General features: G+C 41.4%; 13 protein-coding genes. 8 read left to right on the top strand and 5 right to left on the bottom strand.

The genetic code is table 11. The annotated features are described in order from the left end of the window. Nucleotides 1-374: 374 nt before the first annotated feature. The 3 genes from AACU33_RS25505 (at nucleotide 375) to AACU33_RS25495 (ending at nucleotide 2,694) form a co-directional block, all read left to right on the top strand. Complete coding sequence (locus AACU33_RS25505; protein WP_096591848.1) at nucleotides 375-902, top strand: peptidoglycan-binding domain-containing protein; 528 nt, start codon at nucleotides 375-377, stop codon at nucleotides 900-902. A 203-nt stretch (nucleotides 903-1,105) separates the two neighbouring features. Continuing rightward, complete coding sequence (locus tag AACU33_RS25500; protein WP_096591845.1) at nucleotides 1,106-1,981, top strand: SDR family oxidoreductase; 876 nt, start codon at nucleotides 1,106-1,108, stop codon at nucleotides 1,979-1,981. Then, on the top strand, nucleotides 1,978-2,694 hold the full coding sequence (locus AACU33_RS25495; protein WP_339376282.1) for an A/G-specific adenine glycosylase: 717 nt from the start codon (nucleotides 1,978-1,980) through the stop codon (nucleotides 2,692-2,694). The genes AACU33_RS25500 and AACU33_RS25495 overlap by 4 nt, the downstream gene beginning before the upstream one ends. Before the next feature lie 433 nt (nucleotides 2,695-3,127). Here the strand turns inward: AACU33_RS25495 and gcvP are convergent, their stop codons facing one another. The 3 genes from gcvP to gcvT form a co-directional block, all read right to left on the bottom strand. Beyond that, nucleotides 3,128-6,052: an aminomethyl-transferring glycine dehydrogenase gene (gene gcvP, locus AACU33_RS25490; RefSeq protein WP_096591843.1), complete on the bottom strand. Its 2,925-nt coding sequence runs from the start codon at nucleotides 6,050-6,052 to the stop codon at nucleotides 3,128-3,130. A 231-nt stretch (nucleotides 6,053-6,283) separates the two neighbouring features. Next, nucleotides 6,284-6,673, bottom strand: coding sequence for a glycine cleavage system protein GcvH (gene gcvH, locus AACU33_RS25485; protein ID WP_096591840.1), 390 nt, complete (start codon nucleotides 6,671-6,673; stop codon nucleotides 6,284-6,286). Between the two features lie 156 nt (nucleotides 6,674-6,829). Further along, nucleotides 6,830-7,969 (bottom strand): glycine cleavage system aminomethyltransferase GcvT, encoded by a 1,140-nt coding sequence (gcvT, locus tag AACU33_RS25480; protein ID WP_096591837.1) that lies wholly within the window; start codon nucleotides 7,967-7,969, stop codon nucleotides 6,830-6,832. Between the two features lie 148 nt (nucleotides 7,970-8,117). Between gcvT and AACU33_RS25475 the strand changes: the two genes are divergently transcribed. The 4 genes from AACU33_RS25475 (at nucleotide 8,118) to AACU33_RS25460 (ending at nucleotide 11,982) form a co-directional block, all read left to right on the top strand. Next, complete coding sequence (locus AACU33_RS25475) at nucleotides 8,118-8,612, top strand: pentapeptide repeat-containing protein (protein ID WP_096591835.1); 495 nt, start codon at nucleotides 8,118-8,120, stop codon at nucleotides 8,610-8,612. A 419-nt stretch (nucleotides 8,613-9,031) separates the two neighbouring features. Next, nucleotides 9,032-9,316 (top strand): HU family DNA-binding protein, encoded by a 285-nt coding sequence (locus AACU33_RS25470; RefSeq protein WP_009457351.1) that lies wholly within the window; start codon nucleotides 9,032-9,034, stop codon nucleotides 9,314-9,316. A 26-nt stretch (nucleotides 9,317-9,342) separates the two neighbouring features. Then, entirely contained in the window at nucleotides 9,343-10,413 is a 1,071-nt protein-coding gene (cobD, locus tag AACU33_RS25465; protein WP_096591832.1) for a threonine-phosphate decarboxylase CobD, read from the top strand. 96 nt (nucleotides 10,414-10,509) lie between these two features. Further along, nucleotides 10,510-11,982 (top strand): dihydrolipoyl dehydrogenase family protein, encoded by a 1,473-nt coding sequence (locus AACU33_RS25460; protein WP_096591830.1) that lies wholly within the window; start codon nucleotides 10,510-10,512, stop codon nucleotides 11,980-11,982. 15 nt (nucleotides 11,983-11,997) lie between these two features. Here AACU33_RS25460 and AACU33_RS25455 read toward each other — a convergent pair whose 3' ends face one another. Beyond that, nucleotides 11,998-12,723 (bottom strand): diacylglycerol/polyprenol kinase family protein, encoded by a 726-nt coding sequence (locus AACU33_RS25455; protein ID WP_096591827.1) that lies wholly within the window; start codon nucleotides 12,721-12,723, stop codon nucleotides 11,998-12,000. 240 nt (nucleotides 12,724-12,963) lie between these two features. Here AACU33_RS25455 and AACU33_RS25450 point away from each other — a divergent pair, with 240 nt between their 5' ends. Continuing rightward, complete coding sequence (locus tag AACU33_RS25450; protein WP_096586464.1) at nucleotides 12,964-13,977, top strand: IS701 family transposase; 1,014 nt, start codon at nucleotides 12,964-12,966, stop codon at nucleotides 13,975-13,977. Nucleotides 13,978-14,446: 469 nt separating this feature from the next. On the opposite strand, the gene AACU33_RS25445 is transcribed toward AACU33_RS25450, so the two are convergent. Further along, nucleotides 14,447-16,231, bottom strand: coding sequence for a DUF3685 domain-containing protein (locus AACU33_RS25445; RefSeq protein WP_096591824.1), 1,785 nt, complete (start codon nucleotides 16,229-16,231; stop codon nucleotides 14,447-14,449). Nucleotides 16,232-16,354: the final 123 nt, after the last annotated feature.

Here is a 16,354-nt window from a genome sequence, read left to right as displayed (position 1 = left end):
CGCTATTTAATTCTTATTATCTTTATTGCTGCACCTGTTATATTCTATCTAAAAGTAAAAATCCAGGCATCAACCATCAAGTAACTGTATGTTGAGCGATAGAAAATGATGCGTATTAATTCTCGACGGAAAAAGAGTAAAAACTGACTACATCTGTCATCTTCATTAATGAATATTTATCATTGATAGTTAAATCTATTTCTCTCTTGGAGACATAAAAATTTTATGTCTTTACCATATTTTGTATCTAAATAATAAGAATTTTTTGCTGACAAATTATTACACGATTTTTTTATTTATTCCTATGCATTATTCCGGAATAAAAGCAGTTCAGCGTGTCAAATGAAATATCGGTGTTAGAACAAAGAACTATAATGAGTGAAATTGGCCTGCTGATGACAGGCGTGTTAACAACAGGACAACCATCTTTAGCCGATTTACCGGAGCAGCAACCGCTTCATCTAGAAAATAGCGAGCAAAATTTTATACAAATTCAGTTAGCTCATGTAGTTCCAACTGCGCAAGTTACACCGCCAGAATTTATGGAGACAGATGGAACTTCCTTTGCTACGCCCTTATCCTCTGAATTTTATCAAGAAAAGTTAGTTAAACAACTCAACAAAGAGCGATCGCATCATTCTGGGTATGTCATAGCAGATAGTTTAACAGCCAAAGCCAGAGTCCAAAATTCTAATAGCTCTATGCCAACTATACGTTTTGGTAGCTCAGGTGTAGTTGTAAGAGTCTTACAACGATTATTAGTTTCTCATGGCTATGGGCTACGAATTGACGGAGCATTTGGCCCGTTAACAGAAGCGGCTGTCAAAGCATTTCAAAATCGGCGTAATATAACCGTAGATGGAATAGTTGGTCAAAGAACCTGGCGAGAGTTAACTATTTAGTAGAACTAGTTCTTTCAAGGCAGATCAAAATTTCCGTCAAAAAATTCTTTTTAATCTCTTACCTCTCTGTCTCTGTGGCTTTGTGGTAAAAAATATAACTGATCGACTACAGAGGCACAGAAGTCACACTTATACTTTAAAAATTCCATATCACGATAATATATTGTCTAGTTTATCTAGATAAAGAGTATTTTTAAATATATATGAAAAGATTACTAATTACAGGAGCAAGTGGTTTTTTAGGATGGCATCTTTGCCAAATAGCAAAACCAGAATGGGAAATTTATGGCACTTATCTTTCTCATTCTCTAGAAATACCCGAAGTGAATTTGATAAAAGTCAACTTGACAGATTATCAAGAATTAAAACATATATTTAATCAAATTAATCCCACAGCAGTTATTCATACGGCTGCTCATTCTCAACCTAACTTTTGCCAAACTCATCCCCAAGAATCCTACACAATTAACGTCACAGCATCCTGTAATATAGCCGGACTCTGTGCCGAGCGTGCAATTCCTTGCGCGTTTACATCATCTGACTTAGTATTTGATGGCTTAAATTCTCCCTATAAAGAAACAGATGCAGTGTGTCCTGTAAGTATTTATGGCGAGCAAAAAGTTAAAGCTGAAGCAGGTATGTTAGAACGATATCCTAATACCGCAATCTGTCGGATGCCATTAATGTTTGGGATAGCTACACCTACCGCTAAAAGTTTTATCCAGCCATTTATTGAAACCTTACAAGCCGGAAAAGAACTAAATTTATTTATAGATGAATTCCGCACACCAGCAAGCGGTACAACTGCGGCTAAAGGACTGTTACTAGCCTTAGATAAAGTGCAAGGATTAATTCACTTAGGTGGTAAAGAAAGAATTTCGCGCTACGATTTTGGTAAGTTATTAGTAGAGGTATTTCAAGTTCCTGACGCTAAACTTCAAGGTTGCCGACAACAAGATGTAAAAATGGCAGCGCCTAGACCAGCAGATGTATCTTTGGATAGTTCCAAAGCCTTTGCGTTAGGATATCAACCTTTGTCTTTAAAAGAAGAACTAGCCGAATTGAGAAAATCATCGTGAAGGGTTCAACTAAAGAGTCTCAAGAAAACATAACATCTAGTCTGAACCCATTAAAAATTAAATGGTTTCGTCAGCATCTCTTGATATGGGGAACTCAAAATTTACGCGATTTTCCTTGGCGCAATACTTGCGATCCTTATGCCATTCTCATCGCAGAATATTTGCTGCAAAAAACAGATGCAGTTATGGTTGTTCCTATCTATAATGAATTTCTATTTAAATATCCTACGCTCGAAAACTTAGCCCAGGCTAGCATTGATGAATTGAGCGAACTGCTTGAGCCTTTAGGCCTTTACTTCCGAGCAGAAAGATTGTATCAGTGCGATCGCATAATTTTAGAGAAGTATGGAGGAAAAATCCCTGATTCAGAAAAGCACTTACTTGAATTACCTGGAATTGGTAAATATACGGCTCGTTCTATCTGTTCTCAAGCCTTCAATCAACCGCTAGCAGTACTCGATACTAACGTAGCTCGCATCATCGAACGCTTCTTTAGCTTGCAAGGAGCAAGGGTTAAATCGCGCTGTAAAATTCTCTGGAGTGCAGCAGAAATAATTGCTCCCAATAAGGAAGTTGGCAAGTGGAATTTAACCTTGCTAGATTTTGGAGCGATGGTTTGCAGGGCAAAAAATCCGCTTTGTAATAATTGTCCTCTTTCAGCAAAGTGCAATTATATCCAAACACAAACTCATTTTGTAGCCCAACAAAATTAATTGCGATAAGTACCTCAACACGAATTTGAGGTACTCCAATATGACTTTGAAGTACCTCAACATGACTTTCAAGTACCTCAACACGAATTTGAAGTACCTCAACATGACTTTCAAGTACTCCAATACGAATTTGAAGTACTCCAATACGAATTTGAGGTACTTCAACACGACTTTGAAGTACTGCAACATGACTTTGAAGTACCTCAAAATGACTATAGATTTGCTTTTATACAATTTCTCTACATCCCAGCTACAGATAATTCTCCCCTGCACCCTGCTGTCTATGTGTAGTTTTATTTTGGAGAATTGATATTAGTGGGAGATTTTGCGATCGCTTCTGTTAAGTTCGTTTCCCTTGCTAATTTAATAAATAAAATCACGCAAAGACATAAAGACTTTGCGTGATATTTCAAGAGTTATTTTTTATTGCTACCTATTGCTGTGAATAAGCTTCCATTGGAAGACAAGAACAAACAAAATTCCTGTCGCCAAAAGCAGCATCAATACGACCCACAGCAGGCCAGAATTTATGTTCGCGAGTCCAAGGTGCGGGGTAAGCTGCTTGTTCGCGAGAATAGGGATGAGTCCATTCACCAGTAATGAGGCTTTCGGCAGTATGGGGGGCATTTTTCAAGAGATTATCTTGTGCATCCACCTTACCTAATTCAATTTCGGCAATTTCTTGGCGAATAGCAATCAAAGCCTCACAGAAACGATCTAATTCTTCTTTAGATTCGCTTTCTGTTGGTTCCACCATGATTGTACCTGCTACAGGCCAGGAGACAGTGGGCGCATGAAAGCCGTAATCCATCAGCCGTTTGGCAACATCATCAATTTCGATACCCGCAGATTTTTTGAGCGATCGCAAATCTAAAATGCATTCATGGGCAACTAGACCATTTTTCCCTTGATACAAAACGGGATAATACTGCTCAAGTCGCTTGGCAATATAGTTAGCGTTGAGAATTGCCACTTTAGTTGCTTGTGTCAAACCAGCTGCACCCATCATGGCAATGTACATCCAAGAAATTACCAGGATGCTAGCACTACCCCAAGGCGCAGCAGCTACCGCCCCAAGCGTACCTCCTGTTTTGACTATTGGGTGTCCGGGGAGAAATGGTACGAGATGGGAAGCCACGCCAATTGGCCCCATACCAGGGCCGCCACCACCATGAGGGATACAGAAAGTTTTGTGTAGGTTTAAATGGCAGACATCCGCACCAATATCTCCGGGACGACAAATCCCGACTTGGGCGTTCATATTCGCCCCATCCATGTAAACTTGTCCGCCGTGTTCATGAACTACAGCACAGATTTCTTGTATGGCTTCCTCAAAAACGCCATGAGTTGAGGGATATGTCACCATCAAAGCGGCGAGTTCATGACTATGTTTTTCCGCTTTCGCCTTGAGGTCATCCAGGTCAACATTACCTTGGGAGTCACAAGCAACTGCTACAACCTTCATCCCACACATCACCGCACTAGCTGGGTTAGTTCCGTGTGCTGAAGTCGGAATCAAACAGACATTGCGATGTCCTTCTCCTCGGCTTTCGTGATATTGATGAATCACTAAAAGTCCGGCGTATTCACCTTGAGAACCAGCATTTGGTTGGAGAGAAATTCCCGCAAAGCCAGTTATTTCTGCTAACCACGCCTCAAGCTGCTGGAACAAGATTTGATAACCTAGCGTTTGGGATGAGGGCGCAAATGGATGAATATTGCCAAATTCCTCCCAGGTGACAGGTATCATCTCCGCCGTGGCGTTTAACTTCATCGTGCAAGATCCCAAAGGAATCATCGATGTAGTTAAAGACAAGTCCTTAGTTTCTAACTTGTGTAGATAACGTAGTAATTCGGTTTCGGAGTGATAGCGGTTAAAGACGGGATGAGTGAGGTAACTGCTGGTACGGGCAAAAGTTGAATTTTGTAAAGCGGATGGGCGCTGTGTTGCAATCAAGTCTCCAATTTCTTGAAAACTGAAATAAAGGGGATCAGAACCCGCAAAAATCTGCCAAAGTTCTACAACATCATCAACTGTGGTTGTCTCATCTAAGGAGATTCCCACCGCAGTGTCATCAAAAATCCGTAAATTAATATTACGAGCTTGGCAACCTTCAAGAATTGTTTTTAAATTGCGCCTTCCCAACTCCACCCGCAGGGTATCAAAGAAAGGTTCTGAACTGATGCTGTAACCCAAACGCTTTAATCCTGCTGCCAACATTAAAGTTAGCTGATGGATATTCTCAGCAATGTTCTTCAGTCCATCCGGGCCGTGATAGACAGCGTACATACTCGCCATTACAGCCAACAGCACTTGTGCAGTACAAATATTACTTGTGGCTTTTTCTCTACGGATGTGTTGTTCGCGGGTTTGTAATGCTAAACGCAAAGCAGGCTTACCTTGCGCATCTTTAGATACACCAACAATTCGCCCTGGAACTTGCCGCTTATACTCTTCTTTGGTAGCAAAGTATGCCGCATGAGGCCCTCCAAACCCCAAGGGAATACCAAAGCGCTGAGTACTACCTATCGCAATATCAGCACCAAATTCACCAGGAGGTGTCAGTAAAGTTAAGCTTAAAGGGTCTGCTGCTACCGTGACCAATGCACCCTTAGCATGGGCCTTTTCGATAAAAGCGCGGTAGTCGTAAATAGTACCATCACTAGCAGGGTATTGGAGAATCGCCCCAAAAATCGGTTGAGCAAAATCAAAGGTTTGATGGTCAGCAATAATAATGTTTATCCCCAGAGGTTTAGCCCTTGTTTGCAGGACATCTATAGTTTGGGGATGACACTCACGGGAAACAAAATAGGCATTTGCTTTATTTTTACAAACACCATAACTTAAGCTCATGGCTTCTGCTGCTGCTGTGGCTTCATCAAGTAATGAAGCATTAGCAATTTCCAAACCCGTCAAGTCAATAATTAAAGTCTGGAAATTTAGCAACGCTTCCAAGCGTCCTTGAGCAATTTCTGGCTGATAAGGGGTGTAAGCAGTATACCAACCGGGGTTTTCCAGGATATTTCGCTGGATTACTGGTGGCGTAATGCAATCGTAATATCCCATCCCAATAAATGAACGGAAGACCTGATTTTTCTCAGCAATTTTTTTTAACTGGCCCAGTGCTGCGTACTCAGTTTGCGCCTCTGGTAATTTTAGTGCTTCTTTGAGCCGAATTCCTTGAGGTACAGTTTTATCGATGAGCGCATCCAGGCTGGGAAGGCCTAAGACACCAAGCATTTGCCGAATGTCATCAGAGTTAGGCCCAATATGCCTTTGTATAAAATTATTTAAATTATGCTTCCTTTGGTCTAAGATTTGGCGATCGCTAGACTTGGGAATAGGGGCTTGTACCACAAATTGCTCTCCCGATGGAACTATTTAATATTTTGCAATAAATATAAGGTATTGGGCATGGGAAATGGGGCATCAGGCATTTGTCAAGAGGAGCCAGTCACGTGCGGAGGTTCCCTCCGTTGAGTGAACTGGCGTTCAAGGGTCAAGGGTCATTAGTCATTGGTTATTACTTATTTCCCCCTTCTTTCCCCACACTCCCCACACTCCCTCATCCCCCTGCCCCTCTGCTTTCTACTCCCCTTCCACCTGGGCGCGATACTCGTCTGCACTCAAGGCATCCTCGATTTCATCGGGGTCATTGACGCGAACTTTGAGGAACCACGCTTCGCCGTATGGGTCTTCTGCTACTTGTTCTGGAGACTCAATTAATTCCTCATTGCGTTCAATAACTGTACCGGTGACGGGCGAATTCAAGTCTTCAACAGCTTTTACTGATTCAATCGAGCCAAAGGTATCACCTTTAGTAATAGCATCGCCAACTTCTGGCAATTCCAAAAATACAACATCACCTAATTGATCGACAGCAAACTCAGTAATGCCAATGGTCGCAATTTCACCTTCTATGCGCACATATTCATGAGTATCCAGGTATTTCAAATCCTGAGGATATTCAAAAGACATATTATTTTCCTCTCCACATCAAAAAGTTACTGCCTCAAGATTTATCCAAGGCACATCTGGTAATTAACCATACTGTAGATTAATTAATCGGCACAATAAATCAAGGGGTTGTCAAAAGTCCAGAGTCCATTTACTGTTGACTGCTGACTATTGACCTTAGTTAGTTACTCGATTCTTTGAGCGATAAAAAGGTCGTTTAACGACGGATGTTTGGTAAGCTTTACCGCGAATTTCCACTTCTAGTTGCTGACCAACAGAGGCTAGTCCAGAAGGGACGTAAGCTAAGGCAATAGGATAACCGAGAGTAGGTGATAGTGTACCGCTGGTAACTTCTCCTACTACTTTACCTGAAGATAATACTTGATACCCGTGACGGGCAATATTTCTGCCTGGCATTTGCAAACCTACTAGCCGACGCTGCAATCCCTCGGCTTTTTGCTGTTCTAAAACTGCACGCCCAATAAAATCACCTTTGGTATCTAAATGAACTAGCCAACCTAAACCCGCTTCTAAGGGGGTAGTGCTGTCGTCGATATCTTGACCGTAAAGTGCCATTGCTGCTTCTAATCTGAGGGTATCTCTAGCACCCAGACCGCAGGGAATTACACCAGCATCATAAAGACGTTGCCATAATTCTACGCCTACCTCTGGATCTACCATCACCTCAAATCCATCTTCGCCAGTGTAACCTGTGCGGGCGAGGAGGCCTGTTTTTCCTAGTACTGGCGCTTGGAGATGACCAAACGCTTTAATTGGTTGTAAATCTGCTTCTACAAAAGGCTGGAGATAATTAATGGCTTTTGGCCCTTGTACGGCAATTAAAACTTTGTCTTTTGATAAATCTTGAAATTCAACTGTATTTAGGTCAAGGTGTTGCAATAACCAAGCTTTATCTTTAGCTGTGGTTGCGGCATTGACAATAATCGCTACTTGTTGATTACCAGTGCTGTCTTCACCTTGGTAATAAACAATAATGTCGTCAATAATTCCGCCCTGAGGATTTAGCAATACTGTGTATTGTGCTTGACCGGGTTTTAAACGGTTTAAATCGGAGGGAACTAAAACCTGAAGCTGAGAGATCGGGTTTTGACCTTGGAGAGTAAATTTACCCATGTGGGAAATATCGAACATTCCTGCTGCATTTCTCACAGCTTCATGTTCCTTGCCAATACCAATAAACTGCACAGGCATTTCCCAACCACCAAAGCTGGTGAGGCGTGCCCTGAGTTCTACAGCTATTTGATATAAAGGAGTTCGCACCAAAGATTGGGCGATTTCTGATTCTTGATTAGCCACAGCTATTTTTGCTTTTGCGATCGCACTTCAACATCTATCCTACGAGATGAGGGAGTGTGGGGAAGGGAGAAATGCCAATGCCCTATTTCCAAGCCAGTGAGGTTTAATAATTAATGACAGAAGTGTTGAGATTTATTAAGAAAAAATTATGAAGTATGGAAAACTGCTAGCTAGCTTTGTCTTAGCTATGGTTCTTTTTTTGTTCCCCTTATCGGCGCAAGCTGCAAGTTCTTCCAGTATTACCCGTTCTGCTGGCGACGAACTTAAAGGTAAAGATTACTCTGGTCAAAATCTCATCGGCACTGAATTTACCAATGTTAATTTAGAAAACGCTAATTTTAGTAATGCTGACCTCCGCGGTGGCGTGTTTAACGGTACGGTTTTGCAGGGAGTTAATCTACACGGTGTCGATTTTAGTAATGGCATCGCCTATTTAGCAAAGTTTAGGGGTGCTAATTTAAGCGATGCTATCTTCACAGATGCCATGATGTTGCGTTCCACCTTTGATGATGTTGACATCACAGGCGCAGATTTTACCAATGCCGTCTTAGACGGGCCGCAGGTTAAGAAACTTTGCGCAAAAGCCACGGGCGTTAATCCTAAAACTGGCGTAGATACCCGCGAATCTTTAGGTTGTAAGTAAGAAATTATAAAGGCAGAGGGCAGAAGGCAGGAGGCAGAAGGAAAGACAAGACAAAACTTCCTCCTTGTCTCCCCACACTCCCCACACTCCCCACACTCCCTCATCCCCCCTGTTCCCCTCGCAACAGGGGTTTTTACTAAGTACTTTTTCCTACTAATGGGGTGGTTTCGAGGGAAACAATCACCCCAAAAACACAAAAAATCCTGAAATCTATATAAATTAATGGTTTCATATGTTCACATCAGGCTACTACACCTTAGAATGATTCATTGAAAAGTCGAGCCAATGGGATTTGCAGCCATTTTGAGTAAAAATGCTCCCAAAGGATGACTTTTGTATTGAAGCCAACAGAGATTTCCGTAAGGATGTATCAGGGTGCATCTATGAACGGATCTCAAGTAAACCTCAAGGAGTTTGATATGAACAAAGGCGAATTAGTTGATGCTGTAGCTGAAAAGGCTAGTGTAACCAAAAAGCAAGCAGACGCTGTTCTGACTGCGGCTTTGGAAACGATCATTGAAGCTGTTTCCTCTGGCGATAAGGTAACGCTGGTAGGATTTGGTTCTTTTGAATCACGGGAACGTAAAGCCCGTGAAGGTCGTAACCCCAAAACCAATGAGAAGATGGAAATTCCTGCTACCAAGGTTCCTGCGTTCTCTGCTGGTAAGTTGTTTAGGGAGAAGGTTGCACCCCCAAAATCGTAGGTTCTGCTTTTAGGAACCTTGATTTGATGCGGCAAAGAGCACACGGGGGCAATTTAGCTTGGGCAGCAGCACTGGCTGGCTGTCCCCCTGCTGCTATTCTGGATTTTTCTGCCAGTATTAGCCCTTTGGGGCCACCGAATAGCGCGATCGCGGCTATTCAATCCCAAATCGGTAATCTTAGGCACTATCCAGATCCTAATTACAGTGAACTGAGGCTCGCTCTCAGTCACTTCCATCAACTGCCGTTTGAGTGGATTCTGCCGGGCAATGGTTCAGCAGAATTACTTACTTTAGTTGGTCGGGAATTAGCAGAATTAGCCGCAACAGTTGTAATTACTCCAGCCTTTGGCGACTACTACCGGACTCTCTCGGCGTATAACGCTCAATTACTGGAGTTTCCTGTTGATTTGGAATTGGGTAATTTGTCATCTTTCCTTGACAATGCACAAAAGTTAAAGAAGTCAGGGCTACTCCTAAACAATCCCCATAACCCAACAGGAAAACTTTTTTTACGGGAATCGATTCTCCCCTACCTGGATCGATTTGCCTTGGTAGTGGTAGATGAAGCGTTTATGGACTTTTTGCCTCCCGATGAGGAACAAAGTCTGATTTCGCTAGTGCAGGAATATGACAATTTAGTAGTGTTGCGATCGCTTACAAAATTTTACAGTCTGCCTGGTCTGAGACTGGGATATGCGATCGCTCATCCTGACCGCCTATCTAGATGGCAGTTGTGGCGCGACCCCTGGCCTGTCAATACGTTGGCATCAGCGGCGGCGATAGCTGCACTTCAAGATAGGGAATTTCAAGAGCAAACCTGGTTATGGCTACCACCTGCAAGAACTCAACTCCTTCAGGGGTTGGCGGCAATTCCAGGATTAAAACCAGAAAACAGCGCTGCTAACTTTTTACTGGTAGAGTCAAAACAGTCTATTTTGCAGTTGCAGCAGCAATTACTGACGCACCACCAGATTTTAATTCGCGATTGCCTGAGTTTTAAAGAACTAGGCGATCGCTTTTTCCGGGTTGCTGTACGTACTCAAGCAGACAACCAAAGCTTACTCACAGCGCTACACTCAGTGATAAGTGCTGATTGATAAGTTTTGTGTCACTCGTTAGCGGCCAATTTATGTTTGATTTTTTATTGGCCGCTAACTGATGAACAATGACCAATAACCATTGACCAATGACAAATGACCATTGACTACGATGTTGTGATTATTGGTGGCAGTCTTGCTGGACGCTACGCAGCCTTAGTAGCAACCCAATTAGGAGCTAAAGTTGCCTTGGTGGAACCCAAAATTAACTATGGGTTTCTATATCACCATGCGATTAGCGAAATCAGCAACCTAGCGCAGCATCTACGCGATGTAGTTGGTCTAAATATTCATGCCTCACAGGTTGAAACCCCAGGCAAATCTCCCATATCTGTAGTATTGCCAGAGGCGATGCAATATGCTCAAGGCGTTGCCTCCAATGTGGAAGCACAGCATTCTGCCGCTAACCTAGCCGCTTTAGGAGTGGATGTCATTTTTGACAGCGGTCAATTTCAAGCTTCACCCCATTTAGCATTTGCCGTTAGCGATCGCCGACTACGGGCACGTAACTATTTGCTAGCTAGTAGTTCGCGTCCTACCATTCCCGACATCGATGGATTATCAGCCACAGGCTACCTTACCCTATCAAATATTTGGCAATTCCTCTTGTCCGGGCAAGGAAACCCCACTCCAAAATTACCTAAAAATTGGGTAATTCTTGGTGGCGTTCCTCAAAGCATAGAAATAGCTCAAACCTTAGCACGCTTAGGTTGCCATGTGACACTCATCGTTAAGCGTCCCCAAATATTACCCGATCTCGATCCAGAAATATCCCAGTTACTTCAGGCACAATTAGAAGTTGATGGCGTGCGTGTTATCACTCAAACACCAGTCACCCAGGTGATGCGAATTGAAGATAAAAAGTGGATTCAAGCAGGAGATAAAGCCATTGAAACCGATGAAATTTTAGTAGCAACTGGACAGCAGCCTAAGGTTGAATCCCTAAATTTAGCAGCAGTAGACGTGAAATGGTATCGGCGTCATCTAGTGGTGAATGAGAAATTACAAACCACTAATCCTCGCATTTATGCTTGTGGTGATGTGATTGGTGGCTATGACTTTGCCAATGTCGCTAATTATGAAGCGAGAATAGCGTTAAACAATGCCCTCTTTTTTTCAAAGTCGCGAGTTAATTATCGGTGCATACCTTTAGCAATATTTTCTCAGCCAATGTTAGCGCAAGTAGGTCTTACAGAAAACAAGGCCAAGCGCAAGTATAATCGTCATGAAGTTTTAGTAGTGCGACAATATTTTAAAACAGTAGCAGCAGCCCAAATTCGTAGCGAGACTACAGGCATTTGTAAATTAATATTGTTACGTAATGGCGAAATCTTAGGAGCCGAGATATTTGGCGAATCCGCAGGAGAATTAATTAATTTTATTGCTTTGGCAATGTCCCAAAATCTTAAAATACAACAGCTAGAAAACTTATCTCCTGTATATCCTAGTTTCTCAGAAATTTTAGAAAAATCTTTCAGAGAGTGGCATAAACAAAAATTGAATAGCAACCTTTCTAGACAAGAATTTCTAGAAAGTTTCTTCCAGTTCCGCCGCAATTGGAATATATAAACATCTAATTACAAATTACGAATTATTAATTAAAATCCATACTACTGCTGCTGTCACCAAGGGAACGCTGAGGTTATCTGTTCCATGAGGTGAAACTCCCTCAGCTAGCGTCGCCAAAGTCCCACTAACAACAGCAGCCAATAAAGCTTTATTAACTCCATAAGCTATTGCTAACGGACTCAGTAACGAATCAGGTAGTAAAAGTAACACCAAAAAAATCGCTGTCGTACTTGCGAGAAACATGGTTACTGAACCCTCCCAAGAACGGACAGAAGTTCCCACTTGGTATTTATGCTGACCAAAACGCCTCCCAACTAATGCTGCTAGGGCGTCTCCCCAAGTCATAGCCATCACTCCAGCTACAGCAATAGGGACATTATCTACTGGGCCAGAAGGTCGCCACAGCAGTGCAAACAGGAGTGTTACAGAAATCGCAAAATAGACCGTCCCTGGTGAACTATCCTCAGTATCCATTGCACCGACAATTCGGTAACGATAGAGTAAATAGTTAACTGCAATAAACGTAGCAAAAGGCACGATCCCAATTTCCCAGCGGTGAAAAAGCAGAAGTATACCAAATACCCACATTCCCGCACCTACATGGATAATCTTACGAGTAAGATTCGGCTGGACATGAAATACTCTACCTAGCGCTTCACCAAATAGAAGGAGAGCGATCGCATAACCATAAGATGCTGCCAATCCTATAAAATCGCTATAGCCGATCCAGTCATTACTCATTAGCCTGACGCCTTGATTCTATTTTGGTTAAGTAGAGAGTTTAATCAACAAAATACCCGATTACTTACAGGACTTACGCAACTGGCACAATGCGATCGTTAGTTCATAGTACATAGGTATTAATTAAATCTGATTTTGAAAGCTTTGCCTTCGTAATAGAAGTCGCTGTCTTGGAAGTACTATCGAAATATTCGTGAGAAAATAGGTAGAGGTTATATTAGATAAATTTCGCTAAGGGTAATGAGATTTACTAAGCTTAATTACTGCCAATATTTATTAAGTAGTCAAATTAATTATACAATTACCAATTTGGCAGAGCATTTAGAGAGTATTAGTCATGACGCAATTAACTATTATTTGAAAACCGAAAAATTAACACCTCGTTTACTATGGGATAACGTGAAAGAGGTCGTTGAGTCTGATGAAAATGGTTACATCATATTTGATGATAGCGTTTTAGATAAAAAGTATTCTGAAGAAATAGAAATAGTCAGAAGACAATATAGTGGTAATGAGCATGGTGTCCTGAAAGGCATTGGTGTAGTTAGCTGCGTGTATGTCAACCCTACACTTCAAAGATTTTGGGTCATAGATTATCGAATTTTTAATCCTGATGTCGATGGGAAAACCAAGATAGACCATGTGAAAGATATGCTCCAAAACCTTGTGTATCATAAGCTTTTACCATTTGATACTGTTTTGATGGATACATGGTATGCGGTACACAGTTTAATGCTATATATTGATAGCTTAGACAAAATTTATTATTGCCCTTTAAAAAATAATCGTTTAGTTGATGATACATTTGGTCAAGAAAAATATAAACGGATTGAATTATTAGAATGGAACCAAGAAGAATTAGACTGTGGTAAAATCATAAAAATTAAAGGATTCCCAGCTAATAAAAAAGTGAAACTATTCCGGGTTACTGTTTCTACCAACAGAACGGATTATGTCGCCACTAACGATTTATCTCAAAGTTCCACGGATGTTGTACAACAGGTGTGTAAAATTCGTTGGAAAATAGAGGAGTTTCACAGGGAAATTAAACAACTAACTGGCATTGAATCTTGCCAGTGTCGGAAAGCTAGACTCCAAAGAAATCATATTGCTTGTGCAATGTTGGTTTGGGTTAGGTTAAAGAATTTAGCCTATAGAACTGGCAAAACTATCTATCAAATCAAGCATAACTTGCTTTCTAATTATTTAATTCAGCAACTGAAGCGCCCAAGTATTTTTATGTGCTTGGTTTGATTTATATTGTCGCGTGTCAGGGCTTTGCCCTGCCTGCTATTTGTGCCAATTGCGTAAGTCCTAACTTACTCAAAATGCCTTATTGCCTGCTTAAAATGCCTTATTGATTACTTAGAACAGTATATTACTTACTCAAAATACCTTATCGCCTTCTCATTGTGGCGTTTTATGCAAACAAAATGGCTTATTAACTACTCAAAATTTCTTATGACTTACTTGTTGCAGTGAATCAAGCACTCATTATGGTGTTTTCCGCAAGTAAAATAGGTTATTGCTTACTCAAAATAGTTGATTATTTACTTATTTCAGTAAATCGCGCACTCATTGTGGTGTTTTCCGCAAGTCATATAGCAGTCATAAAGGAGTTACGAACAAAAAGATACCCGACTTCTTGAAAAAGTCGGGTATCTGAACCTCTCGATGTTTGCAGTAGCTGAATAACATTAGCCATTGAGGATTTGCACATTCTCTATTCCCTATTTCCTGTACCCTTATTACTTTTGCTTTTGGGATTTTTTTCTGTTAACGAAACACTGCCAATTCCTTGGAGAATTCCACGACCAATTAAGCCCAAACCGCGACCAATGACTTGGGTGAGAATGAAGACAATTCCACTACCAAAAATAGATAATAGCGATTGTATTCGAGGTGCGATCGCATCGCGAAATTCTAAGAGCAATGTCACCACCAACGGTAGATTTGATAGTTGCGCTAACTCCTGACCACGCGGTGCATAAATTGAAGTTTTCGCAATTCCACGCGGTGCAAACACAAATAGCTCATAGCGGCTTTCAAAAATTGCCTTTGGCTCATTTATATAATTATTTAAACGGTATTTCCAAGATAAATTATTTCTAAATCTTTCAATATCTCTCGTTGAAATCAATCTCCGATCGTAATAACTTTGCTTGATCGCTTCTAAATCTGCCAAGGAGTTAAGTAGCGGCTGCACTACTCCATTAGCTACTTGAATCAGCAAATTTTCTAAAATCATTAATGCTTGCGATCGCGCTTCCAAGCTACCTGCTGGATAAGATGTATTATCAACTTGTAAATCGGTTTGAAATAGTACGTGAGAAAATAGCTCTATTATTAAAGGGATTTTATTCAGAATTTCAGTTTGGACTATTTGATAGCTTTGCAGTAATAATTTAACAATTTCTATCTGGCGATCGCCCACTTGCAAGCGCGAGAATTTCCCAAAAAAATCTGTAATGGTGACTTGCCACAAATCGTGTAATATCGTGAATTTTAAATCAGATAATTGATTGATTGTAATTTGAGCAACCCGCAGTTCGTCTAATTGGTGAGCCAGTTTTTGCAGAATTAAGTAAAGTAATTCTCGCTTTTTATCTTCGCGTAGAATATCAATTTCTAAAGGAATATCTGTGACATTCTCTAGAGGTAATTGCAAATTAGTAATACAAGCTGCAAATAAATTAGATTGTAATGCCCTAGGGCTAAGTAAAGGTGGTGAATTTTGGAGTTGTGGCGAATCTAATGGAGCAATGGCACTGTTTTGAGCAGGAATTACCAAAGGTATTTGCACGGAAGATGACACAAATTGTTGCGGCTGTTCCTGTTGGCTTTCTTGTGGTAAAGTCAACGTTCGATTCAGCAGCCAACGCGCTGCTAATAGTTCTCGTCGCCGTCCAGCGAGAATTGCTTTATCCATTAGTGGTAGTCCAGGTACTTGCAATTGTGCTGTCACCGAGTTAAGGGTGGTTTCAATGTAAGTAATTCCTGACAAACGCAAATTATTTCTGAGCCTGGCGAAGGGGAGGGTTGAATGCTGAATGCTAATTTCTGAGTGCTGAGTTTCCTCCTCCCCAAACCAAGCAGAACCACCTTGCGCTACTTCTTGCATAGCCCTTACCAATTCAGAGACGGGAGTTCCTTTAGGACAGTAACCATTTACACCAGCTGCCTTTGCTGCTAAAAGTAACCCTGGTTCTGTCACGGAACTCAGAATTAGTACGGGTAGATGGGGGTATAAAGCTTTCAGTTGCCCGTAGAGTTGTAATCCTTGCTGTTGCAGCTTGGGAGAACGGTAATTCCCTAATTCCAAAACTACCAAATTTACTTGATTAGGGTCTTGTTTGGCTAGTTCTGCTAAAACTTGTAAAGCAGCGGTATCCGTTTCGACTTCCCCTACTATTAGCAAATTAGGAATTTCTGCCAATGCTACCCGCAGTCCTAAACGGAAGATCGGGTCTTGGTCGATTAACAATAATCTTAGAGGGCGATCGCTCATAGTTTGCTCGTAAACACAAACCCTATTCTTTCCCAACTAAACCACAACTTCGATACTCTTGATTGTGGCTTCTTTACGCAACCTCTTGAAAAATGGAGCATAATTGCCATAGGCAGCCATTAA

It is taken from the genome of Calothrix sp. NIES-2098 (genome assembly GCF_963875125.1).
Lineage (GTDB): Bacteria > Cyanobacteriota > Cyanobacteriia > Cyanobacteriales > Nostocaceae > Aulosira.
Note: the sequence above shows the minus strand (reverse complement) of the source record. Positions and strands in the feature narration are given on the sequence as shown.